Below are 18,887 nucleotides of genomic sequence, written 5' to 3'. Positions count from 1 at the left end.
AAACCACCACAGACAATCAACCGTCCAACTTTAAGGGGTCAGTTCATAATGCTCTGATCCCCGAAAACTGGATCGCCTTTATCGTCGTGGCGCTCCCATGAAGAACCTGGCCCATAGTGCCTCCTTTGATTCGGATGACAAGAATGAACCATCAATCCCTGGGATCAAACACTTAGCGTGCAAAGTCAGGAGAACGGCGGTTCGTTCCTGCCCGGCGGCTTAGGAGTAATCGCGGATGATTTGTGAGTTGCTCGGATTTTCGATCGATGGCTGCTGCCGAGTGCGGTTGGATTTACCTCATGTCACACGAAGCCAGGTCATCATCCCGCCGGCGGAATGTTCCAGCATGTGGCAGTGAAGCAGCCAATCGCCGGGATTGTCGGCGACGAAGGCAATCTCAACACTCTCGTCACGGTCCATCAGCAGCGTATCCCTCAGCGGACCTGTCGTGCCGTCGCGCATGACCTGCCTGAAATGATGCCCGTGCAGATGCATGGCGTGCGGCCAGGCCGTGTCATTGACGATGGCGACCTTGACTGTCTCTCCCGCGCGGGCTTCGAGAAGAGGACTATCGGGCATGTCCGCCATGCCGTTGAAAGCCCAGACCTTGCCGGCGCTCACCAGTTCGGACATTCCCATCATACGGCCGGACATCGTCGCGCCTCGCATTGATCCCATGGCGCCTCCTTCCATTCGCAATTCGATGCGGCGCGCCTCATTGACCGCACCGAGAGCAGACACCGGATTGGCGGGCAGGGCGTTGGGTGCAGGCAACCGTTCGGCATGCGCTTCGCCGTCGACATCGAAGGTCGCCAGTGCATAGCCTGAATTGCCCTCAAGCCCGACGAGATAGGCCTTCTCGTCAACGGTTGCGGTCATGTCGACAATGAGATCGGCGCGCTGCGCCGGGGCGAGAGTGATTTGGTCGAAGCGCCGGGGCGCGTCCAGCGGCATGCCGTCGAGCGCGACGACCCAGCCTTCGAGACCCTGAGCGGCGATATTGAAAATTCTGGCGTTTGCCGCATTGATGACGCGAAGGCGTATCCGCTCATTGCGTGCGACCATGCGGCGCCAGCCGCCCGTGCCATTGACGGTCACCCAGTTGCCGATGCGGCCCGCATGGGCCCAGTCATGCATGTCGTCGAAGCCGCCGGCGATCTGCCCGTCTTCGGAGAGGCGCCAGTCGTCGATCAGCAAGACCTCATCGAGATCAACCTCCGGCGCACCGCTTGCTTCTTCCACAATCAGGGCGCCAGACAGGCCGCGCGCCATCTGCTCCCAGGCCCTGTTATGCGGATGGTACCAGTAGGTGCCGGCATCCGGAAGCTCGAAGTCGTAGAGGTAGCTGTCACCCGGGGCGACGACGGGTTGGGTGAGGTCGGGAACGCCGTCCATCGCGTTGTCTAGGCGAATCCCGTGCCAATGGACAGTTCCAGGCTGGTCGAGTTCGTTGCGGAACAGCCGCCGCAGACGCTCTCCCTGGCGAAGCCGGATGGGAGCACCGGGAATGGCGCCGTTGTAGGACCACACCGCCGTATCCGGATAGTCGGCTGGCGCGATGCGTGCAGTCGCCGCATGCGCCGTGAGCGTTTCGGCCGCCTCCGTCTGCGCATGCAACGGGCGGGGAAGCGCCGCTGCGGCCGCGGTCGCGACAAGGCCGGAGAGCAAGGTTCTTCTTGTGATGTCCATTTCGTCATTCCGTTGTCTACTCGATGCCATTTGCCCGCTGCAGCGCGCGCACATAGGCGACGATCTTCTCGACGTCGTCTTGGCTTATCCCTTCGACGGGAGGCATATTTCCGAACCGCCAATGGTGGGCGCGCACGCCGTTCTGCACAGCCAGTTGGAAGGCCATGTCCGCATGGTGGTTGGGTTCATAGATGCGGTGGATGAATGGCGGGCCTTGATCCGTGCCGGCGGCGTTCTCGCCATGGCAGACGGCGCAGTTGGTCGCGAAAAGGTCCGCGCCATCGGCGGCAGCGCCTTCCAGATCGGGCAGGCGTACGGTCGTACCGGCTTGCGACGATCGAGCCGGCTCGTCCTGCGCGGGCAGGAACCAGGCTCCGACACCGCCCACGATCAGGACGATGGCTCCCACTGCCACGGTTCTCTTGTTCACTGCGTCGCCTCGCTTCCCGAAAGATCGTCGAGGATGGGGCAATCGGGACGATCGTCGCCGTGGCAGCGATGGATCAGCGTTTCGAGCGTGCGGCGGAGCGATTGAAGCTCTGCGATCTTGGACGTGATCCGGTCTAGGTGATCGCTGGCGATATTTCTAACGTCGGCGCTTGCACGATCGCGATCCTCGTAGAGCGATATGAGGGAGCGACAGTCCTCAATCGAGAAGCCCAACGACCGCGCACGCGACAGGAACGCGAGTTTGTGCACGTCGGCCTCGCTGAAGGCGCGGTAACCGTTCTGGCCGCGCTTCGGCCGAACGAGACCTATGTCCTCATAGTAGCGGATCGTCTTGGCGGGCAGGCCGCTTGCTTCGGCGACGTCTCCAATATTCATGGGCGCATCCTCCTGTTGCGCGGCAATATAGGGATTCCAGCTGCTGGAAGGTCAAGGCCCTTGCCGACTTTGGAACCTTCCTGCGCTGGAAGGTCGTTAATTGGAAAAGCGAACAAAACATGGAGGCGAAACATGCATTACGGCCGTTTCTTCACAATGATCGCCACGTCGACGGTGGTAATGTTCGGATTGATGTATCTGAACACCTATCTTCTCAGCCACGTATTGTGGTCGGAGACGAGGGCCTACATGGCGCTCGTGATGGGCGCGACCATGGCGGTCATCATGCTCGCCTTCATGCTCGGCATGTACACGAACCGTAATGCGAACATTGCCATTTTCGCCGGTTCGGTTGTCGTCTTCGCTGCTGCACTATGGCTGGTTCGCAGCCAGGTGACCGTCGAGGACCGCAGCTACATGAGCGCGATGATCCCGCATCATTCGATTGCGATCATGACGTCGAGCCGCGCCAACATCACCGATGCGCGGGTGCGGACGCTGGCCGACGACATCATCTACGCTCAGGACAAGGAGATCGCCGAGATGCGCTATCTGATCGCCGACATCGACGCCAACGGGAAGGCCACGCAGCGCGCGGCGACGACTCCGGCGGAGCTCGTCGGCGCTGATGAAGCGCTCGCCAGTGAAGAACTTTCCAAGGTCGATCCGGAGTTCCTGACCGAGGACGAGATCGCTCGGGTTTTCCCGGATGGCGCAGCCTGCCGCTTCACCTATACCGAGGGCAGCCCGCCCGTGCTGGTCGCGGGCGAGAGCGCGGAAGGATCGGCTGCTTTGGTCAAGATCAGCGGCGACCTCGTTCGCCTCGACGCAAGCGAAACCGGCCCCGAAGGGGGCACGTTCACCGCCGGGCCGCTCTCGGCTGAACTGCATGAGACCGACAGCGGCGATCTTTACGATCTGGTAGTGACGGCCGGTGCGGAGTACGAGGCCGGCTTCCGCGGCCAGTACGCCTGCGCGGGCTCCTAGGAGGCGGTGATGGCGAAGCATGGAACCCGGACCGCGCAACTCTATCGCATGGTGATGCCCGATCACCTCTGCCCCTACGGCCTGAAGTCGAAGGATCTTCTCGAGCGTCGGGGCTTTGAGGTTGAGGACCATCACTTGACCACGCGCGAAGAGACCGACGCCTTTATGGAGGACCAAGGTGTGGATACGACGCCGCAGACCTTCATCGGTGGCGAACGGGTCGGTGGTTACGACGATCTGCGGGTCTATTTCGAGATCGATCCGCCGCCGGAGGCGCAAAGCGACACCTCCTATAAGCCGGTTATCGCCATTTTCGCGGTAGCCGCCCTGCTGGCGCTGGGGTTGTCCTGGAACCAATACGGCACGGTGCTGACGCTGCGGGCGCTTGAGTGGTTCATCTCGCTGTCGATGACCATTTTGGCGATCCAGAAGTTGCAGGATGTCGAGAGCTTCTCGACCATGTTCCTGAACTACGACCTGCTGGCGCGCCGGTGGGTGCCCTATGGCACGATCTATCCGTTTGGCGAGGCGCTGGCCGGTATCCTGATGACGGCCGGCATCCTCGCCTGGATATCGGCGCCGGTGGCGCTGTTCATCGGCACGGTCGGGGCGGTCAGCATCATCAAGGCGGTCTACATCGACAAGCGCGAGCTTAAATGCGCCTGTGTTGGGGGCAGCTCGTCGGTGCCGCTCGGCTTCGTCTCCCTGACCGAAAGCCTCATGATGATGGCCATGGGCATCTGGATGCCGCTCAAGGCCTTCCTGATCTGATCCATCCGCCGACCCTTGACCCTCCAGTTGCTGGAACCTTTAAATAGATCAGCGACTCGGCGTCACTCGCCGACACTGGGAACGGCGATTTCGAGCGGACGATCATGACGGACTACAAAAAAGACAGCATTACTTTGCCTGGCGCCATCGCCATGGGCACCGGGGTCATGATCGGGGCGGGGATCCTCGCTCTGACCGGGCAGATGGCGGAATTGGCCGGACCTCTGTTTCCGCTCTCCTTTATCGCCGGCGCCATCGTCACGGCCTTCAGCGCCTACACCTATGTCAAAATGTCGAACGCCTATCCCTCGGCCGGTGGCATCGGCATGATCCTGGTCAAGGCCTACGGGCCGACGACCGTCGCGGCAGGCGCGGCGCTTTTGATGGCGCTGTCGATGGTAATCAACGAGAGCCTCGTCGCGCGAACCTTCGCCGCCTATGCGCTGCGGGGATTGGGGATTGAGCCCACAGGCTGGCTGGTGCCGGTGATCGGCGTTGCCGTCATCGTCTTCGCCTGGCTTGTGAACGTGTCGGGAAACCGGTCGGTCGGGTTGCTGTCTATTGTGATGGCGTTCCTGAAGGTTTTCGGGATCGCATTGTTCGGCGTTGCGGCGCTTTGGGCCGGTGGTTTTTCCTTCGAGGCGACGGGCGGCGAGACCGGGGCGGGAGGGTTTCTGGCTTCAGCTGCGCTCGCTATCCTCGCCTTCAAGGGGTTTACGACGATCACCAACAGCGGCGCCGAGATCACCGAGCCGCACCGCAATGTCGGCCGCGCCATCGTGGTCTCGATCGCGATCTGCGTCGTCGTCTATCTCCTTGTGGCTTTCGCGGTCGGCTCTAGCCTGCCGCTCGATCGTATCATCGCCGCCAAGGATTATGCGCTGGCCGAGGCGGCGGCGCCGGCCTTCGGGCAGGTTGGTTTCTATCTGACGGTGGCTCTGGCCCTGATTGCTACGGCGTCCGGCCTGATCGCCAGCGTTTTCGCGGTCTCGCGCATGCTGGCTATGCTGACCGACATGAAGCTCGTGCCGCACAGCCATTTCGGTATGCCAGGGGCGATCCGTGATCATACGCTCGTCTACACTGTGGTGATCGCCAGTCTTCTGACCATCTTCTTCGATCTCAGCCGGATCGCCTCGCTCGGCGCGTTCTTCTATTTGGTGATGGACATGGTCATCCACTGGGGTGTGTACCGGAACCTCAGGCATGACATCGGCGCCCGGTCATGGATCCTGCTGACGGCGATCACGCTCGACGCGGTGGTGCTCGCGGCCTTCGGACTGATGAAGTGGCAGGCGGACCCGGCGATCGTCGTCATTGCCGTCGGCGGGATTGCCGTCGTCTTTGCCTTCGAGGCGGTATTCCTGCGGCTTCGTCCGCCGTCGACCGGTCACATGCATCATTCGGGCTGAGCTGGAAGATAAAAGGACAATCAGGCTCTTGACCTTCCAGTTACTGGAAGCTCTACCTTGTGCGCCAAGTCAGTCAGGAAGCATTCGAAATGGCGCAGCATTCTCACCAGCATCACGACCAAACGTCGCACAATCACGATGGCCACGGTCATGCCGGCCATGATCACCCGAATCCGAAAGCCGGCGAAACGGCAACCGATCCCGTTTGCGGGATGACGGTGACGATCAAGCCGGAGGCGCGCACGCGCGACTTCGGGCGTGACGCCTTCTACTTTTGCTCCGATGGCTGCCGGACGAAGTTCGATGCCGATCCGTATTTTTACGCCTCGGGCAACGCGGCGAAGGTCGGCAAGCGTGCGCCGCAGGGCACGCAGTGGACCTGTCCCATGCATCCGGAGATCGTGCGTGACGAACCCGGCGCCTGCCCGAAATGCGGCATGGCGCTCGAGCCGATGGTGCCGTCCGACGAGCCAAGCGAGGAACTGACCGATTTCACGCGGCGGATGTGGATCAGCGCCGCCGCTGCGGTGCCCCTGGTGATCCTGACGATGGGTGAACTGGTCGGTCTTCCCGTCCGCGACTGGATCGGCCATCAGATCGCGATCTACTTAGAGTTTCTCCTCGCCACGCCGATCGTGCTGTGGGCGGCGCTGCCGTTTTTCCAGCGCGGCTGGGACTCCGTAAAGAACCGATCGCCCAACATGTGGACGCTCATATCGCTCGGTGTCGGCGCGGCCTATCTCTACTCCCTCGTTGCGACCTTCCTGCCCGGCGTCTTTCCCGAGCAGTACCGGATGGGGGGCATGGTCGGCACCTACTACGAGGCCGCGGTCGTCATCATCGCGCTGATCTTCGTCGGTCAGGTGCTGGAGTTGCGCGCCCGCGAGCGCACCGGCGACGCCATCCGGGCGCTGATGGACCTTGCGCCCAAGACCGCGCGACGCATCCTGTCCGACGGCTCCGAATATGACGCGCCGCTGGAGAACATTGTCGAAGGCGACCTGCTACGCGTACGCCCCGGCGACAGCGTGCCGGTCGACGGCGAAGTGGCCGAGGGCCGGTCTTCGATCGACGAGAGTATGATCACGGGCGAACCCGTCCCCATCGAGAAAACCGAGGGCGACCGGGTGACCGGCGGAACGATCAACAAGAACGGCACGCTGGCGATTCGCGCGACGGCGGTCGGCTCAGACACGGTGCTTGCGCAGATCGTCGACATGGTGGCCGGGGCGCGCCGTTCGCGCGCGCCCATTCAAGGCCTGGCCGATCGGGTCTCGGAAGTCTTCGTACCGACGGTCGTCGGCATCGCCATCCTCGCCTTTGTCGTCTGGCTTTTTGCCGGGCCGAGTCCCGCCTTCGTCTTCGCAATCGCGGCGGCAGTGTCTGTCCTGATCATCGCCTGTCCCTGCGCGCTCGGGCTTGCAACCCCGATCTCGATCACCACGGCGGCGGGACGCGGCGCGCAGGCCGGTGTGCTGATCAAGGATGCCGAGGCGCTGGAGCGCATGGCGCGTGTCGATACGCTGATCGTCGACAAGACCGGAACGCTGACCGAGGGCCGCCCGAAGCTGACCGATGTGATCGCGCTCGGCGACATTCCCGAGGAGGAGGTCCTGGCCCTCGCCGCGGCGCTGGAGCGTGGCTCCGAGCACCCTCTGGCCGAGGCCATCGTCGAGGGCGCCCGCGCGCGCGGCGTGACGCTCGACAAGGCCACCGACTTCGAGGCGGTGACCGGCAAGGGCGTCACCGGCTCGGTCGCCGGCCGCTCCGTCGCGCTCGGCAATGCCGCGCTCATGCAGGCAATCGGCGGCGATGCCACCGGCGGTGAGGACCAGGCCGACGCGCTCCGGACCGAGGGCAAGACCGCGATGTTCGTCGCCGTCGACGGGCGGCTCTGCGGCATCGTCGCGGTGGCCGATCCGATCAAGGAGACCACGGCGGCCGCGATCCGCGCGCTGCACGCGCAGGGCCTGCGGGTCATCATGGCGACCGGCGACAACCAGCGTACCGCCGAGGCGGTCGCGGCCAGGCTCGGCATCGACGACGTGCGCGCCGGTGTGCTGCCCGAAGGCAAGAAAGCCTTTGTCGACGAATTGCGCGCGGCGGGCCTTTCGGTCGCCATGGCGGGCGACGGCGTCAACGACGCGCCCGCGCTCGCGGCCGCCGATGTCGGCATTGCCATGGGCACGGGCGCCGATGTTGCCGTGGAAAGCGCCGGCCTTACGCTTCTCGGCGGCGATCTCACCGGCATCGTACGGGCGCGAAAGCTCGCGAAGGCGACCCTGCGCAACATCAAGCAGAACCTGTTCTTTGCCTTCGTCTACAACACGGCCGGCGTGCCGATCGCAGCCGGTGTGCTCTACCCCGTCTTCGGCCTGTTGCTCTCGCCGATGATCGCGGCCGCCGCCATGTCGCTGTCGTCGGTCTCGGTGATCGCCAACGCGCTCAGATTGCGGCGGCTGGACCTCTGAATTCGGAATTGAACGCGTTTTTGCTCAAGGTGTCAAAATGGCTCCACTCTCACGTCGCAGTTTCCTGGCATCCGGCGCTGCCGCCGGCATCATGGCGTCGCTTCCCGGCACCGTGTACGCGCAAGCTTCTACCAAGGCCAATGCGCTCACATTGCGCGCCGTGCGTCGCACGATCGAAGTCGACGGCCGTGCCGCCTCGGTCCTGGGTCTTGTCGACGGCTCCGGAAGGCCCGGACTGATCCTCGATCCCGGTCAGCGCTTTCGTGTCGACCTCACGAACGATCTCGATGTCGAGACCATCGTGCACTGGTATGGTCAGATCCCGCCGAACGCCCAGGACGGCGTGTCGAACACGAGCCCGATGATTCCGGCGGGCGGCAGCCGATCCTTTGATTTTGCGCCCCGTACCGGAACGTTCTGGATGCACAGCCATGTCCCGGCCCAGGAGGTCGATCAGCTCGCAGCGCCCCTGATTGTTCGAAGTGCCGAAGATCTGGCTGCTGACAGGCAGGAGGTCGTTCTCTTCCTGCATGACTTTTCCTTCCGCTCCGGCGAAGAGGTCCTTGAGGAGATCACGTCCGGCCGCGCGATGCCGCATGGCGAGGTGCAGGAAGGAAGCCACTCCATGGGAGAATTCCCGCGGCGGATCGTCGGGCATCACGAATCCGATCCGATGTCCATGCCAATGCCGAACGCGATGTCGGGCGGCATGGCGGGGATGGGCCACGACTCCGGAATGGAGATGGATCTCAACGACTTCGAATTCGATGCCTATCTCGCCAATGACCGGACCCTGGACGATCCCGAGGTGATAGCGGTCGAGCGGGGTGGACGCGTTCTCCTGCGTGCCATCAACGCGGCGTCGATGACGGCATTCTGGGTCGATCTCGGATCGGTGGTCGGTCGGCTGGTTGCCGTCGACGGAGATGCCGTAGAGCCCATGGAAGGAACGCGCTTCGGCTTCGCGCAAGGGCAACGGCTCGACATCGCGATTGATATGCCAGCAGACGGCTCGGCATTGCCCATCCTCGCCCTGCGCGAAGGCGCGCCGCAAAGGACCGGTATCGTGCTTGCCCCGCGCGGCACCGAGGTACGGCGCCTCTCAACAATGGCAGACGCCGAGTACCCTGCCTATTCCGGGGACATGACGGCGGAATTGGGGCTCCGCGCCCTCAACCCTCTACCGGATCGGTCGGTGTACCGGACGCCTATAGTCATACTGGGCGGCCAGATGAGCCCTTATGTGTGGTCGCTCAACGGGCAACTCTGGGGCAGCCATACGCCGGTCGCAGTCATGTCGGGCGAGCGTGTCGAGTCAGGACGATCTGACGGCAATCGCAACCTTTCTGCTGGAGCGGGAGAATGATTGACAGACACAATTTCCTGGCGGGAACCGGGGTGCTCGTGTCTGCAGGCATCCTGCCCGGTCTTGCTGTGGCAAAGAGGGGTACGCAGGAGTTTGATCTGATCGCAGGACCGGTCCGGCGAGCACTTTACGAGCAGCAGCTCTCAGATCTCTGGGCTTATAACGACATTGTACCCGGTCCTGAAATCCGGGCCCGAAAGTGCGAGCGGATACGCGTCAACTTTCGCAACAATCTTGAGAAGCCCACATCCATCCACTGGCACGGGATCCGCATCGAAAATGCGATGGATGGGGTGTCCGGCTTGACCCAGGAACCCGTGCAGCCCGGAGACAGTTTCATCTATGAATTCGAGCTGCCGGATTCTGGTACATATTGGTATCACGCGCACTACAAGAGTTGGAATGAGGTCGGGCGTGGCTTGTATGGCCCGTTGATCGTGGAGGAGCAAACCTCCACCTTTGATCGCGACCATGACATCACCCTCATCATTGATGACTGGCGCTTGCGCCAGCCTGGCGTTCTGGACACGGGCAGCTTTGGTTCCTTGATGGATTGGAGCCACGGAGGGTGTCTCGGTAACTGGCTCCTTGTGAATGGCAAGTCACGTCCGGTCTTGAAGCTGCGCAGTGGCGACGCCTATCGCGTTAGACTGATCAACGCCTCGAACGCAGTGTTCTGGAACTCGATCCCAATCGGTTCGGTGGAAAGGTAATTGCCTATGACGGACAGGCGCTGCCGGAATCCGTCGTTCTGCCTTATTCCCCGCATCTTCTCGGACCGGCGCAACGGATCGACCTGCTAGTTGTTCCGGACGCTGATTTCACGATCGAAGAGATTTCGGGCGATCAGCCATTCCCCCTGGTCGACGGGATCGTCGGCGGGATATCGCGTACAGCGCAGTCGGCGCCTTCAATTCCGGTAAACCTGATACCGGAGCCCGATGTGACGGGCGCCCGGAATGTGAAGGTCGTTATGGAAGGTGGCGCCATGGGCGGCTTTGTGTACATCACCCACAAGGGCAAGCGCCTTGAAGGGGAAGATTTCCGCAAAACGGGCCAGTCCTGGGCATTCAACGGCATAGCAAACCTGGCAGAGGCCCCGCTTTTCACGGTTCGGCGCGGCGAAACGGTTCTGCTGGAAACGATAAATCAGACAGGCTGGGTACACGCCATGCATGTCCATGGTCATCACTTCCGTGTTCTCAGCCGATCCGGAGCCGACGTCGATGACGGCAAGCCCTGGCGCGACACATTCCTGATTGGACCTGAGCAGACGACGGAGGTTGCCTTCGTCGCAGAAATTCCCGGCAAGTGGCTGTATCATTGCCACATGCTGGAACACGCGGCGGCAGGCATGACCACATGGTTCGAAGTCAGTTCAGACGATTGTAGAAAATTAACTGAAACGACGCTATGTTACTAAAATGCGCAGACTTTTGCCATCGTTGATGATATTGGTTCTGGTCCTCGGGGCCATGATGCCGGCTGTGATCCAATCGCATGCCGACATGACATCAACGAAAGTAACCGGTCAGGTTCATGAGGTTCTGGCCGCTGACAAGACGGCCGCGATGAAGTGCTGTCAGAAGTCGAAAAGCGGCATGGATAACCGCCAAGGCAATTGTGCGGCCGATTGCCATTATCTTCCCGAATTCACACCCCTGCAAAATTCGCCTGTCTTGGCGTCGGTTGAAATCCCGGCACAGTCCGTGACGCTTCTGGAAGTGATATATGTCCATATGAGGCCTCCCATCTCTATCTGATCTTACTTCGCCCGCCATCAATGGCGTTCATCGAGTAATTGGATTTGAGAGGGAAACCATGCTTTCCAAACGTAGCTTCATGCTTGGCGCTTTGTCGTCTGCATTCCTGCCTGCCTCGTTGGCACAGGCACACAAACGCGTCTTCAAACTTGATCCGCGGTTCGAACCGCAGACTGTTCGATTCTCCGGATACAGTCCCGGCACGCTGGTGGTCGATCCAGGCAACCACTTTCTCTACCTGCAAACAAGCCGGACAACAGCAAGGCGATATGGGGTCGGCGTCGGCCGAGCCGGTCTGGCTTTTCGGGGCTCGGCCACCGTCGGTCGGAAGGCAAAGTGGCCAAGTTGGACCCCGACCAAGAACATGATCAGGCGTGAGCCGGGCAAATACGCCAGATATGCAAAAGGCGTTCCCGGCGGACCCAGAAATCCGCTTGGTTCACGCGCGCTGTATTTGTACCGCAGTGGCCGTGACACGATGTATCGGATTCACGGCACCACTCAGCCATCTTCGATCGGGCGCTCCGTTTCGAACGGCTGCATCCGGATGATCAATGCGCATGTCGAGGACCTGTATGAAAGGGTTCCGGTGGGCGCAAAGGTGGTCGTGCTGTGATGGCTCAGGACCCGCAAAAACCATCGCCCTATGCACTTTCCTCCGGGGTGCCGAGAATTCGAGCACATGACGTCACGGGCGTTCCCGAACCGCGGAAATTCGGCACCTGGATCATGATCGCATGCTGCATTCAGATGGTCGGCGGCGCCGGATTGCTGCTTTGGGGCATGGGCGCTGGCGCAGGTTGGGCTGAACGCCTCGGCGCATTGGCGCCAATCGGCTTTTGCCTTGGGGCACACCTCGTCATGCACAAGATCATGGGCCGGACCTGTCACGGCCATCAGACACACAAAGGACAAGACCAGAAATGAAAACACTGATCAAAATCGCGGCCGCATCCTGGTTGGCCGGCAACCTGCTAACGCTGCATGCACATGCAGGCGAAACCGATGACAAGCATATCACCGTCTTCAAGACACCCTGATGCGGGTGCTGTCAGGTCTGGGTCGATGCAGTCGAAAAGGCCGGCTACACCGTTGAAACAAAGGATATGGAAGACCTCTCCTCGATCAAGAAGCAGGCAGGCGTGCCGGCAAAACTCGAAGCTTGTCACACGGCCGCCATCGGAGGCGATCGCAAATACGTTCTCGAGGGACACGTCCCGCTTGCAGCGATCAGCAAGCTCATGACTGAACAACCGGATATTCGCGGCATTTCCACGCCGGGTATGCCGATGGGTTCTTTGGGCATGGGCGAAGATCCACAGGCGAAATACGACGTCCTCGCCTTCACCGGCAAAACCGGAGAGACGCCGACCCTGTTTTACCAGGCCGGCAAGCAATGAATCGCAGGCAACTCTTGGGTGGGGCAGGCAGCCTGTCGTTGCTTGCCCTTTCCGGCTGTACAACCACCACACCCGAACAGGTGCTCGAGCCGCAACCGGCACCGAGAATTCCAGGCACGTATGCAACCATGTATGGGCCGATGCCCGGAGAGCGTTTTCCGATACCGGCCGTCGATCTGAACAAGGTACCGGAGAGGTTCTGGCGTCGTCAGGTCGACTATTCGGGCCCTCATTCGGTCGGTGCCCTGATTGTCGATACGCAGACGTTTTACCTTCATTTGGTCCAGGAGGGCGGCAAGGCGATGCGGTATGGCGTAGGACTCGGCAGGGCGGGATTTTCGTGGTCGGGCCGCGGGGTCATCCAGTGGAAGCAGGCTTGGCCAAAATGGACTCCGCCCGAGGAAATGATCGCGCGGGAGCCGGACCTCGAAAAATGGAGCGCACGCAATGGCGGCATGCCACCGGGGCTCGATAATCCGCTGGGAGCGAGAGCGCTCTACATTTTTCAGGACGGAGAGGACACACTGTACCGGATTCACGGTTCGCCGGAATACTGGACCATCGGCAGGGCTGTCTCCAGCGGATGTGTTCGGTTGATGAACCAGGACATTATCGATCTCTACAGCCGTGTCCCCAGCGGGTCTTCCCTGGTGGTCGTTTAGGTGAAGCCATGTCGATGAGACGATTGAAGATAATTTCCCTTGCCGGTCTGGCATTACTTGCGATCGGCGTCGTCGCCATGATTGGGGTCGGCCGAGGTAATGGGGAAAGCGCGGCTCTCCTTAGGCCGGATGACCAGGAAAAAGTGGCGCTCGGCCAACAGGTCTACACTGCCAACTGTGCGTCCTGTCACGGAGCGGAATTGCAGGGCCAGGCAGAGGATTGGCGTTCCCCGGGACCCGACGGCTTGATGCCGGCTCCGCCGCACGATGAAACAGGACACACTTGGCATCATCCCGACGAGTTGCTCTTCAAGATCACCAAACTTGGGGTCGCCGAAGCGGCCAATCTGAAGGATTACACATCCGCGATGCCCGCTTACGAGGGCATTCTGTCGGATGGGGAGATCGTCGCCGTCTTGTCTTACATCAAGAGCACCTGGCCCGATGAAATCCGCGCCGGCCATGACGAGATGAACAAGCGCTACGCCTTGGAACCGCGGGACACGAGATGAACGCAGGTTGGGCAGAAAATGTTGAAGGGAGACGCTAATGACAACACGGCGCGGACTGCTTGCAGGAGGTGTGGCTTTGGCCGCTGGCGCCGCCGCCTACGGCGTTTTGGGCGCACGGCCGTCCGTGAACCTTGCCAGGGCAACCGGCTTCCCTCGGCTTCAAATGCCGCCATTGCTCGATACCTCCGAATCGGGGCGTTTCGACGTGACCGCACAGTCCGGCACGACCAGTTTTATCGGTGGCAGGGCGACACCGACAATCGGATTCAACCAGCCTTATCTCGGGCCGGTTGTTCGCGTTCAAAAGGGGCCGTTGCAGCCGAAAGTCGCCAACGCCCTGTCATGGCCTGTCAGTTCCCACTGGCATGGACTGCTCGTACCTGGCGAACACGATGGCGGTCCGCATTTGCCGATCGGCCCAGGTTCCAACTGGACGCCTGATATGCAGATCGACCAGCCGCCTTGCACGGCCTTCTTTCACACACACATACACGGGCGAACGGCACAGGATGTCTATGCCGGTTTGGCCGGAGTGATCCACATCGTTGATGGCCACGATGCGGAGCGTGGATTGCCAGAAACCTATGGCACGGACGATCTCACACTGGTCATTCAGGATCGCAGATTTGCCGGTGACGGGGGGCTGGCCTATGCGAATTCGATGATGGACATCATGCATGGCATGACCGGAGATACGATCCTGGTCAACGGCCAGATTGGAACGGCGGCGCATGTACCGAAAGGAATTGTCAGGCTGCGGATTGTTAACGCTTCCAATGCCCGCATTTATTCGTTGCGCCTGAGCGACTCCCGCCCGATGCATCTCATCGCGACCGATGGCGGGTATCTTGCCCGGCCGATCGCACTTGAAACTCTGCGAATGGGTCCCGGTGAGCGGGCTGAGGTCTTGGTTGATTTCACGAGCGGGCATGACGTTTCTCTCGTGAGTGACGGTGATCCCAATCAGGGAATGGGCGGCATGATGGGCCGCGCGCGGGGAATGCTCGATGGTTTGACGGGCGCGCGGCGTTTCGAGGTCCTGCCAATCCTTGTCGATGAACGCCTCCCGGTCGCGGTTGACAAAATCCCCGATACGATAGGAGGCAAAGCGCCCTCGCTTGCGGATTTTGAAATTGCCAAGACCAGGCGTTTCTCACTCGACATGGGCATGGGAGGAGGCATGATGGGAGGAGCCATGATGGGCGGGTTTGCCATCAACGGAGATCCGTTCGAGATGGCCGTCGTCAACCAACGCGTGCGTCTTGGCGACACCGAGAAATGGGTCGTCAGCACAACCATGCTGGCCCATCCTTTCCACGTCCATGGCGTGTCGTTTCAGGTCGTCCGCGAAAACGGTCGTGATCCGCTGCCCGAAAGCAGTGGGTGGAAGGATACTGTCGTCATTGATGGCGAAACCGAATTGCTGATGCGCTTCACGCAGCCCGCAGGCGATCGAACGCCCTTCATGTATCACTGCCACATTCTCGAGCATGAGGATGGTGGCATGATGGGGCAGTTTACTGTGACCTAGCTCCGAACTGACCTGAGAGGAGGTAAAACCGATGTCAGAAAACCATGCCGGTCATATGCCATCAAGCGGCCGGGCGCTCTCGATTTCCGCGTGGCTGACGGGCGTCTATTTTATCGTGGAGCTCGGCATTGGATTGTGGACCGGCTCGGTCGCAGTCATCTCCGACGCCTTTCATACATTCTCCGCGGTCGGAGGCGTTCTGGTTGCAATCATCGCAGCCCGCATCGCGAAAAGGCCAGCGGACGAACAAAAGTCCTTCGGCTGGTTGCGCGCCGAAATCATCGGCGCGCTCGTGAATGGCGCATTTCTTCTGATCATGGCCTTGGTTGTGATTGTCATGGGACTGATGCGGCTCGGAAACCCGATCGATCTTCCCACCGGTCCGATGCTGATTGCAGCGGCGGGAGGCCTCGTTACGGAGTTCATTTCGCTGTATCTTTTGTACCGGCAACAGGGCAGTGATTTGAATGTACGGGGTGCCTATTGGCACATCATACAGACATTCGTCGGCAGTCTAATAATCATTGTCGCTGCACTGGTGATCCGATTTACCGGCTTCCTCGCAATTGATCCCTTGTTGGGGATTATCTTCGGGTTTGTGCTTCTGTGGGCCAGCTGGGGGATACTGCGCGACGCCATTCATCTTCTCATGGAGGGAACGCCTGATGAGATTTCGCTTGCCGAAGCCAAGGCCGCTCTCGCGGTAATTCCGGGTGTGAAGAATGTTCATCACGTCCACGCCTGGGCACTTACAAGCGGCAAATATGTGTTCTCGGCACATGTTATGGTGGATAAACGCGCCGAAGTTGATTCGGACGAGGTCTTGACGATTGCACAAGGAAAGCTCGTGGATGAGTTCGGATTTTTCTTTACAACAATTCAGGTGGAGACCCGATGTCATGACGAGGAACGAGCGCGCGCAATCGACGCGCTCGTTGATCGGTCGATGGCGACGTGAATGCGATCACTTCATCAGATATTTGACCAGGGCCGCAATCGCCAACACAACGAGGATGCCGATCAGCAGCATCCCGATGCCACCAAATCCCATCATGCCGCTTCCCAGACTGTTGTCCATCATTGCTCGGTTTCCTTGACCTTGATTCCGACGATCTGTCTTCGCGTGATCCACAAGACAACTGTTGGAATGACCAGCCACTGCAACAGAGGGCTCAGACCTGTTCCAAACGGTGGCACCAGAGGCATCAGTTCCGAATAGGTCCAGCGCACCGAGACCTGCGTGTAGTAATACTCGAAACCGACTGTCAGGCCGATCCCGATGCCGAGATACATCAGATACTGCCAAGCGGCAGGACGGAGAAACCACTGACGCGTCCGCGCTGCCAGGCTTGTGAGACCGAAAGCAACAAGGGCAAAGCCGACATCACCGAATGTCGCTGACATGCAAAGCTTGATGCCGTCCCAATGGTTCATCTCGATCATCCCGGCATAGGTAGGTGCCTGGACGAACTCCCATACGAAATGGAGGAGAAAGGAGAATACGACGATGTTGAATTCGGGCTGGTACGTTATTGCGCGCATGGAAAGACCCTGGCTTTGGTTTTGCGGAAAAGCCTAAACGCTCCGGTGGGTGGAAGGTCAAATCGCGCTGAACTGCGGCGCGATCGTCCCTATTCGTTCACCAACTTCGCCAACCTCCATGATTGTGTGCAGGGTTGTCTGTTCGCTTCCCGCGGTCCCACGCCTGCATTGCATCCGGCGACCAGGAGAAACGCCCGGGCCGAGTTCGTTGACGTCATTCACCCTTTGTCGCCTGACTTTTTGCCAAAATCGGCGAAGATCGTGAACGACCTTGCCCCTTTGGAAAGATTCGATTTTGCGATGCGCGTCTTGCCGATACGCTGCTGGAGATATGCACAAACGGGCTCAAAGTCCTCTATCGCCAGCATCCTCCAAGGCGCTCCGAAAGATTTCTCAACATTTTTCGAGATGGCGCCATAGCTGAATGTTGTTGCACGCGACCTGTCGGCGCTGGCGAACTAGTTATACCTGCTGATCAGGTACTGGACATACCGACTGGCCTCCTGATCGGCACCGATCGTTCCAGCTGCCGGTTGGATATGTAGCGCTTTGCGTGTCGTTCTCAGATTGACGGTGTGGGCCTGAATCGCTCCAGGACTGTCGACAATGACATTGCCGCTGTCCTTGTTCACGATAACGCGCCTTAGGGCGTGGTGACGATTTAAGTTTTTAGGCTTCCCAAATGTCTGCAAATCAGATTCAAAACTGGCTTTTGGAGGTCAGTGATGGATTGCGATGCCCTTCGGGATGATCAGTGGGAACGGATCAAGGCCTTTGTGCCCGGCGGAACCAAAGGCAAACGAGGTCCGCGCACGAACAACCGGCTTTTCCTTGATGCGCTGTTGTGGATGGCCCGGTCTGGCGGGCGCTGGCGTGACCTACCCGAGCGGCTGGGTGATTATCGCTCGGTGAAACGGCGCTATTACCGCTGGATCGAGATGGGCGTGCTCGACGATATGCTGTCGGTTCTGGCGCGTGAAGCCGACCTCGAGTGGCTAATGATCGACAGCACCATCGTGCGCGCCCATCAGCATGCGGCCGGCGCTCGCAAGGAAAAAGGGGGGCGGATGCCCAGGGCCTGGGTCGGTCTCGCGGCGGGTTGAGCACGAAAATCCATGCTGCCACGGAAGCGCTCGGACTGCCGATACGCCTGATCGGCACGCCCGGACAGCGTAACGATATCGCCTTGGCTCATGACCTTGTCGAGGGCATCGAGGCCGATGCCATGCTGGCCGACAAGGGCTATGATGCCGATCATCTCGTCGCAAGGATCGTAGAAACAGGCATGGAAGTGATCATTCCGCCTAAACGCAATCGCAAGGCTCAACGTCCATACGACGCCGAACTCTACAAGGAGCGAAACCGCATCGAGCGCTTCTTCAATAAACTCAAACAATTCCGACGCGTTGCAACCCGATACGACAAGCTCCTCGCCAACTTCATGGGCTTCGTCAAACTTGCCGCTATCGCAATCTGGCTCAAATAGTTAATTCGTCACCACGCCCTAGGTCGCCGAGCAGGATCTTTGCGAAGAACGCGTCTGTCGCCTGTTCGGGCCTACCCATTTCCTTTTCCCGAATTTTCTTGAGTTCTTCCAACGCCTCTGCCGAAAATGCCTCTGGTTGTGAGTCGACAATTCGGTGGTGATGTCGGCACAGCAGGATCAGGTTGTCGAATCCGTGGCGATCTTCATCGGTTTGGGTGCTGTCAAATCGAGGTCCGCCTGCTTTCTGTGCATGAATGTGACAGATCTCGCCGGTGATCGTGCCGGCGCTTTCCACGATAGGAAGGGAACAACCCGGGAACGCACAAAGATTGCCTGATAGGGCGGCTGAGCGGGAAATATGGGTTGAACCTCCAGTAGGATGAGCTTTTACACAAACCTGAATAACGGACAGGAGACCGCTCCTTGGCTGGGACGCAACGCCTCATTGTTGTCGACATCGTTCGGGGCCT

At 60.2% G+C, this 18,887-nt stretch carries 22 protein-coding genes; 16 read left to right on the top strand and 6 right to left on the bottom strand.

Annotation, left to right across the window (positions count from 1 at the left end; all coding sequences use genetic code 11):
* Positions 1–297: 297 nt before the first annotated feature.
* From AAFN47_RS25495 to cueR, 3 genes are read right to left on the bottom strand one after another with little or no spacing between them, the layout of a single operon-like run.
* The gene (locus AAFN47_RS25495) at positions 298–1,689 is read right to left on the bottom strand and encodes a multicopper oxidase family protein (RefSeq protein ID WP_420406497.1); all 1,392 of its coding nucleotides are present in this window, start codon (positions 1,687–1,689) and stop codon (positions 298–300) included.
* Between the two features lie 16 nt (positions 1,690–1,705).
* On the bottom strand, positions 1,706–2,119 hold the full coding sequence (locus tag AAFN47_RS25490) for a c-type cytochrome (RefSeq protein WP_420406496.1): 414 nt from the start codon (positions 2,117–2,119) through the stop codon (positions 1,706–1,708).
* On the bottom strand, positions 2,116–2,514 hold the full coding sequence (gene cueR, locus AAFN47_RS25485) for a Cu(I)-responsive transcriptional regulator (protein WP_420406495.1): 399 nt from the start codon (positions 2,512–2,514) through the stop codon (positions 2,116–2,118). The genes AAFN47_RS25490 and cueR overlap by 4 nt, the downstream gene beginning before the upstream one ends.
* Positions 2,515–2,646: 132 nt before the next feature.
* On the opposite strand from cueR, the gene AAFN47_RS25480 reads away from it, so the two are divergent.
* The 15 genes from AAFN47_RS25480 (at position 2,647) to AAFN47_RS25410 (ending at position 16,347) form a co-directional block, all read left to right on the top strand.
* A complete protein-coding gene (locus AAFN47_RS25480; RefSeq protein WP_420406494.1) occupies positions 2,647–3,501 on the top strand; it encodes a DUF305 domain-containing protein in 855 nt (284 codons plus the stop codon).
* A gap of 9 nt (positions 3,502–3,510) precedes the next feature.
* Positions 3,511–4,272 carry a MauE/DoxX family redox-associated membrane protein gene (locus tag AAFN47_RS25475; protein WP_420406493.1) on the top strand — a complete coding sequence of 254 codons (762 nt, stop codon included), beginning with the start codon at positions 3,511–3,513 and terminating at the stop codon, positions 4,270–4,272.
* A gap of 104 nt (positions 4,273–4,376) precedes the next feature.
* Complete coding sequence (locus AAFN47_RS25470) at positions 4,377–5,684, top strand: APC family permease (RefSeq protein WP_420406492.1); 1,308 nt, start codon at positions 4,377–4,379, stop codon at positions 5,682–5,684.
* A gap of 89 nt (positions 5,685–5,773) precedes the next feature.
* Positions 5,774–8,155, top strand: coding sequence for a heavy metal translocating P-type ATPase (locus AAFN47_RS25465; protein WP_499812064.1), 2,382 nt, complete (start codon positions 5,774–5,776; stop codon positions 8,153–8,155).
* A gap of 37 nt (positions 8,156–8,192) precedes the next feature.
* Positions 8,193–9,521, top strand: coding sequence for a multicopper oxidase family protein (locus AAFN47_RS25460; protein ID WP_499812063.1), 1,329 nt, complete (start codon positions 8,193–8,195; stop codon positions 9,519–9,521).
* The gene (locus AAFN47_RS25455; RefSeq protein ID WP_499812062.1) at positions 9,518–10,234 is read left to right on the top strand and encodes a multicopper oxidase family protein; all 717 of its coding nucleotides are present in this window, start codon (positions 9,518–9,520) and stop codon (positions 10,232–10,234) included. Before AAFN47_RS25460 ends, AAFN47_RS25455 begins: the two co-directional genes overlap by 4 nt.
* Positions 10,235–10,464: 230 nt before the next feature.
* On the top strand, positions 10,465–10,944 hold the full coding sequence (locus AAFN47_RS25450; RefSeq protein ID WP_499812061.1) for a multicopper oxidase domain-containing protein: 480 nt from the start codon (positions 10,465–10,467) through the stop codon (positions 10,942–10,944).
* A gap of 1 nt (position 10,945) precedes the next feature.
* Positions 10,946–11,284 (top strand): hypothetical protein, encoded by a 339-nt coding sequence (locus AAFN47_RS25445; protein WP_499812060.1) that lies wholly within the window; start codon positions 10,946–10,948, stop codon positions 11,282–11,284.
* 58 nt (positions 11,285–11,342) lie between these two features.
* Positions 11,343–11,900 carry a L,D-transpeptidase gene (locus tag AAFN47_RS25440; RefSeq protein WP_499812059.1) on the top strand — a complete coding sequence of 186 codons (558 nt, stop codon included), beginning with the start codon at positions 11,343–11,345 and terminating at the stop codon, positions 11,898–11,900.
* Positions 11,900–12,211, top strand: coding sequence for a hypothetical protein (locus AAFN47_RS25435; protein ID WP_499812058.1), 312 nt, complete (start codon positions 11,900–11,902; stop codon positions 12,209–12,211). Before AAFN47_RS25440 ends, AAFN47_RS25435 begins: the two co-directional genes overlap by 1 nt.
* A 179-nt stretch (positions 12,212–12,390) precedes the next feature.
* Positions 12,391–12,684, top strand: coding sequence for a DUF411 domain-containing protein (locus AAFN47_RS25430; protein ID WP_499812057.1), 294 nt, complete (start codon positions 12,391–12,393; stop codon positions 12,682–12,684).
* A complete protein-coding gene (locus AAFN47_RS25425; RefSeq protein WP_499812056.1) occupies positions 12,681–13,346 on the top strand; it encodes a L,D-transpeptidase in 666 nt (221 codons plus the stop codon). Before AAFN47_RS25430 ends, AAFN47_RS25425 begins: the two co-directional genes overlap by 4 nt.
* A 14-nt stretch (positions 13,347–13,360) precedes the next feature.
* Positions 13,361–13,858, top strand: a complete 498-nt coding sequence (locus AAFN47_RS25420; RefSeq protein WP_499812055.1) for a c-type cytochrome — start codon at positions 13,361–13,363, stop codon at positions 13,856–13,858.
* Positions 13,859–13,895: 37 nt separating this feature from the next.
* Positions 13,896–15,389 carry a multicopper oxidase family protein gene (locus AAFN47_RS25415; protein WP_499812054.1) on the top strand — a complete coding sequence of 498 codons (1,494 nt, stop codon included), beginning with the start codon at positions 13,896–13,898 and terminating at the stop codon, positions 15,387–15,389.
* 31 nt (positions 15,390–15,420) lie between these two features.
* Positions 15,421–16,347 (top strand): cation diffusion facilitator family transporter, encoded by a 927-nt coding sequence (locus AAFN47_RS25410; protein WP_420406482.1) that lies wholly within the window; start codon positions 15,421–15,423, stop codon positions 16,345–16,347.
* Positions 16,348–16,466: 119 nt separating this feature from the next.
* Here AAFN47_RS25410 and AAFN47_RS25405 read toward each other — a convergent pair whose 3' ends face one another.
* Together AAFN47_RS25405 and AAFN47_RS25400 are read right to left on the bottom strand one after the other, a co-directional pair.
* Positions 16,467–16,931, bottom strand: coding sequence for a hypothetical protein (locus AAFN47_RS25405; protein ID WP_420406481.1), 465 nt, complete (start codon positions 16,929–16,931; stop codon positions 16,467–16,469).
* Positions 16,932–17,149: 218 nt separating this feature from the next.
* Entirely contained in the window at positions 17,150–17,299 is a 150-nt protein-coding gene (locus AAFN47_RS25400) for a hypothetical protein (RefSeq protein WP_499812053.1), read from the bottom strand.
* A 357-nt stretch (positions 17,300–17,656) separates the two neighbouring features.
* Here AAFN47_RS25400 and AAFN47_RS25395 point away from each other — a divergent pair.
* Positions 17,657–18,417, top strand: a protein-coding gene (locus tag AAFN47_RS25395; protein ID WP_499812052.1) for an IS5 family transposase whose coding sequence is annotated in 2 segments (ribosomal slippage) — positions 17,657–17,996 and positions 17,996–18,417 — 762 coding nt in all. Because the reading frame shifts where the segments join, the coding sequence is not laid out codon by codon here.
* On the opposite strand, the gene AAFN47_RS25390 is transcribed toward AAFN47_RS25395, so the two are convergent.
* Positions 18,410–18,712, bottom strand: coding sequence for a hypothetical protein (locus AAFN47_RS25390; RefSeq protein WP_499812051.1), 303 nt, complete (start codon positions 18,710–18,712; stop codon positions 18,410–18,412). The two genes, AAFN47_RS25395 and AAFN47_RS25390, sit on opposite strands and share 8 nt — an antisense overlap.
* Between the last annotated feature and the right edge of the window lie 175 nt (positions 18,713–18,887).

The sequence above is a fragment of the Hoeflea sp. CAU 1731 genome, from assembly GCF_039888615.1.
GTDB lineage: Bacteria > Pseudomonadota > Alphaproteobacteria > Rhizobiales > Rhizobiaceae > Flavimaribacter.
The sequence above is the reverse complement of the archived record's forward strand: the minus strand, read 5'-3'. Positions and strand labels throughout refer to the sequence as shown.

What these genes read in the sequence shown, in the direction of transcription:
- AAFN47_RS25495 (WP_420406497.1), bottom strand. Translation starts at nt 1,689, where the DNA reads ATGGACATCACAAGAAGAACCTTGCTCTCCGGCCTTGTCGCGACCGCG.
- cueR (WP_420406495.1), bottom strand. Translation starts at nt 2,514, where the DNA reads ATGAATATTGGAGACGTCGCCGAAGCAAGCGGCCTGCCCGCCAAGACG.
- AAFN47_RS25480 (WP_420406494.1), top strand. Translation starts at nt 2,647, where the DNA reads ATGCATTACGGCCGTTTCTTCACAATGATCGCCACGTCGACGGTGGTA.
- AAFN47_RS25475 (WP_420406493.1), top strand. Translation starts at nt 3,511, where the DNA reads ATGGCGAAGCATGGAACCCGGACCGCGCAACTCTATCGCATGGTGATG.
- AAFN47_RS25470 (WP_420406492.1), top strand. Translation starts at nt 4,377, where the DNA reads ATGACGGACTACAAAAAAGACAGCATTACTTTGCCTGGCGCCATCGCC.
- AAFN47_RS25465 (WP_499812064.1), top strand. Translation starts at nt 5,774, where the DNA reads ATGGCGCAGCATTCTCACCAGCATCACGACCAAACGTCGCACAATCAC.
- AAFN47_RS25460 (WP_499812063.1), top strand. Translation starts at nt 8,193, where the DNA reads ATGGCTCCACTCTCACGTCGCAGTTTCCTGGCATCCGGCGCTGCCGCC.
- AAFN47_RS25455 (WP_499812062.1), top strand. Translation starts at nt 9,518, where the DNA reads ATGATTGACAGACACAATTTCCTGGCGGGAACCGGGGTGCTCGTGTCT.
- AAFN47_RS25445 (WP_499812060.1), top strand. Translation starts at nt 10,946, where the DNA reads ATGCGCAGACTTTTGCCATCGTTGATGATATTGGTTCTGGTCCTCGGG.
- AAFN47_RS25440 (WP_499812059.1), top strand. Translation starts at nt 11,343, where the DNA reads ATGCTTTCCAAACGTAGCTTCATGCTTGGCGCTTTGTCGTCTGCATTC.
- AAFN47_RS25435 (WP_499812058.1), top strand. Translation starts at nt 11,900, where the DNA reads ATGGCTCAGGACCCGCAAAAACCATCGCCCTATGCACTTTCCTCCGGG.
- AAFN47_RS25430 (WP_499812057.1), top strand. Translation starts at nt 12,391, where the DNA reads ATGGAAGACCTCTCCTCGATCAAGAAGCAGGCAGGCGTGCCGGCAAAA.
- AAFN47_RS25425 (WP_499812056.1), top strand. Translation starts at nt 12,681, where the DNA reads ATGAATCGCAGGCAACTCTTGGGTGGGGCAGGCAGCCTGTCGTTGCTT.
- AAFN47_RS25420 (WP_499812055.1), top strand. Translation starts at nt 13,361, where the DNA reads ATGAGACGATTGAAGATAATTTCCCTTGCCGGTCTGGCATTACTTGCG.
- AAFN47_RS25415 (WP_499812054.1), top strand. Translation starts at nt 13,896, where the DNA reads ATGACAACACGGCGCGGACTGCTTGCAGGAGGTGTGGCTTTGGCCGCT.
- AAFN47_RS25410 (WP_420406482.1), top strand. Translation starts at nt 15,421, where the DNA reads ATGTCAGAAAACCATGCCGGTCATATGCCATCAAGCGGCCGGGCGCTC.
- AAFN47_RS25405 (WP_420406481.1), bottom strand. Translation starts at nt 16,931, where the DNA reads ATGCGCGCAATAACGTACCAGCCCGAATTCAACATCGTCGTATTCTCC.
- AAFN47_RS25400 (WP_499812053.1), bottom strand. Translation starts at nt 17,299, where the DNA reads ATGCTGGCGATAGAGGACTTTGAGCCCGTTTGTGCATATCTCCAGCAG.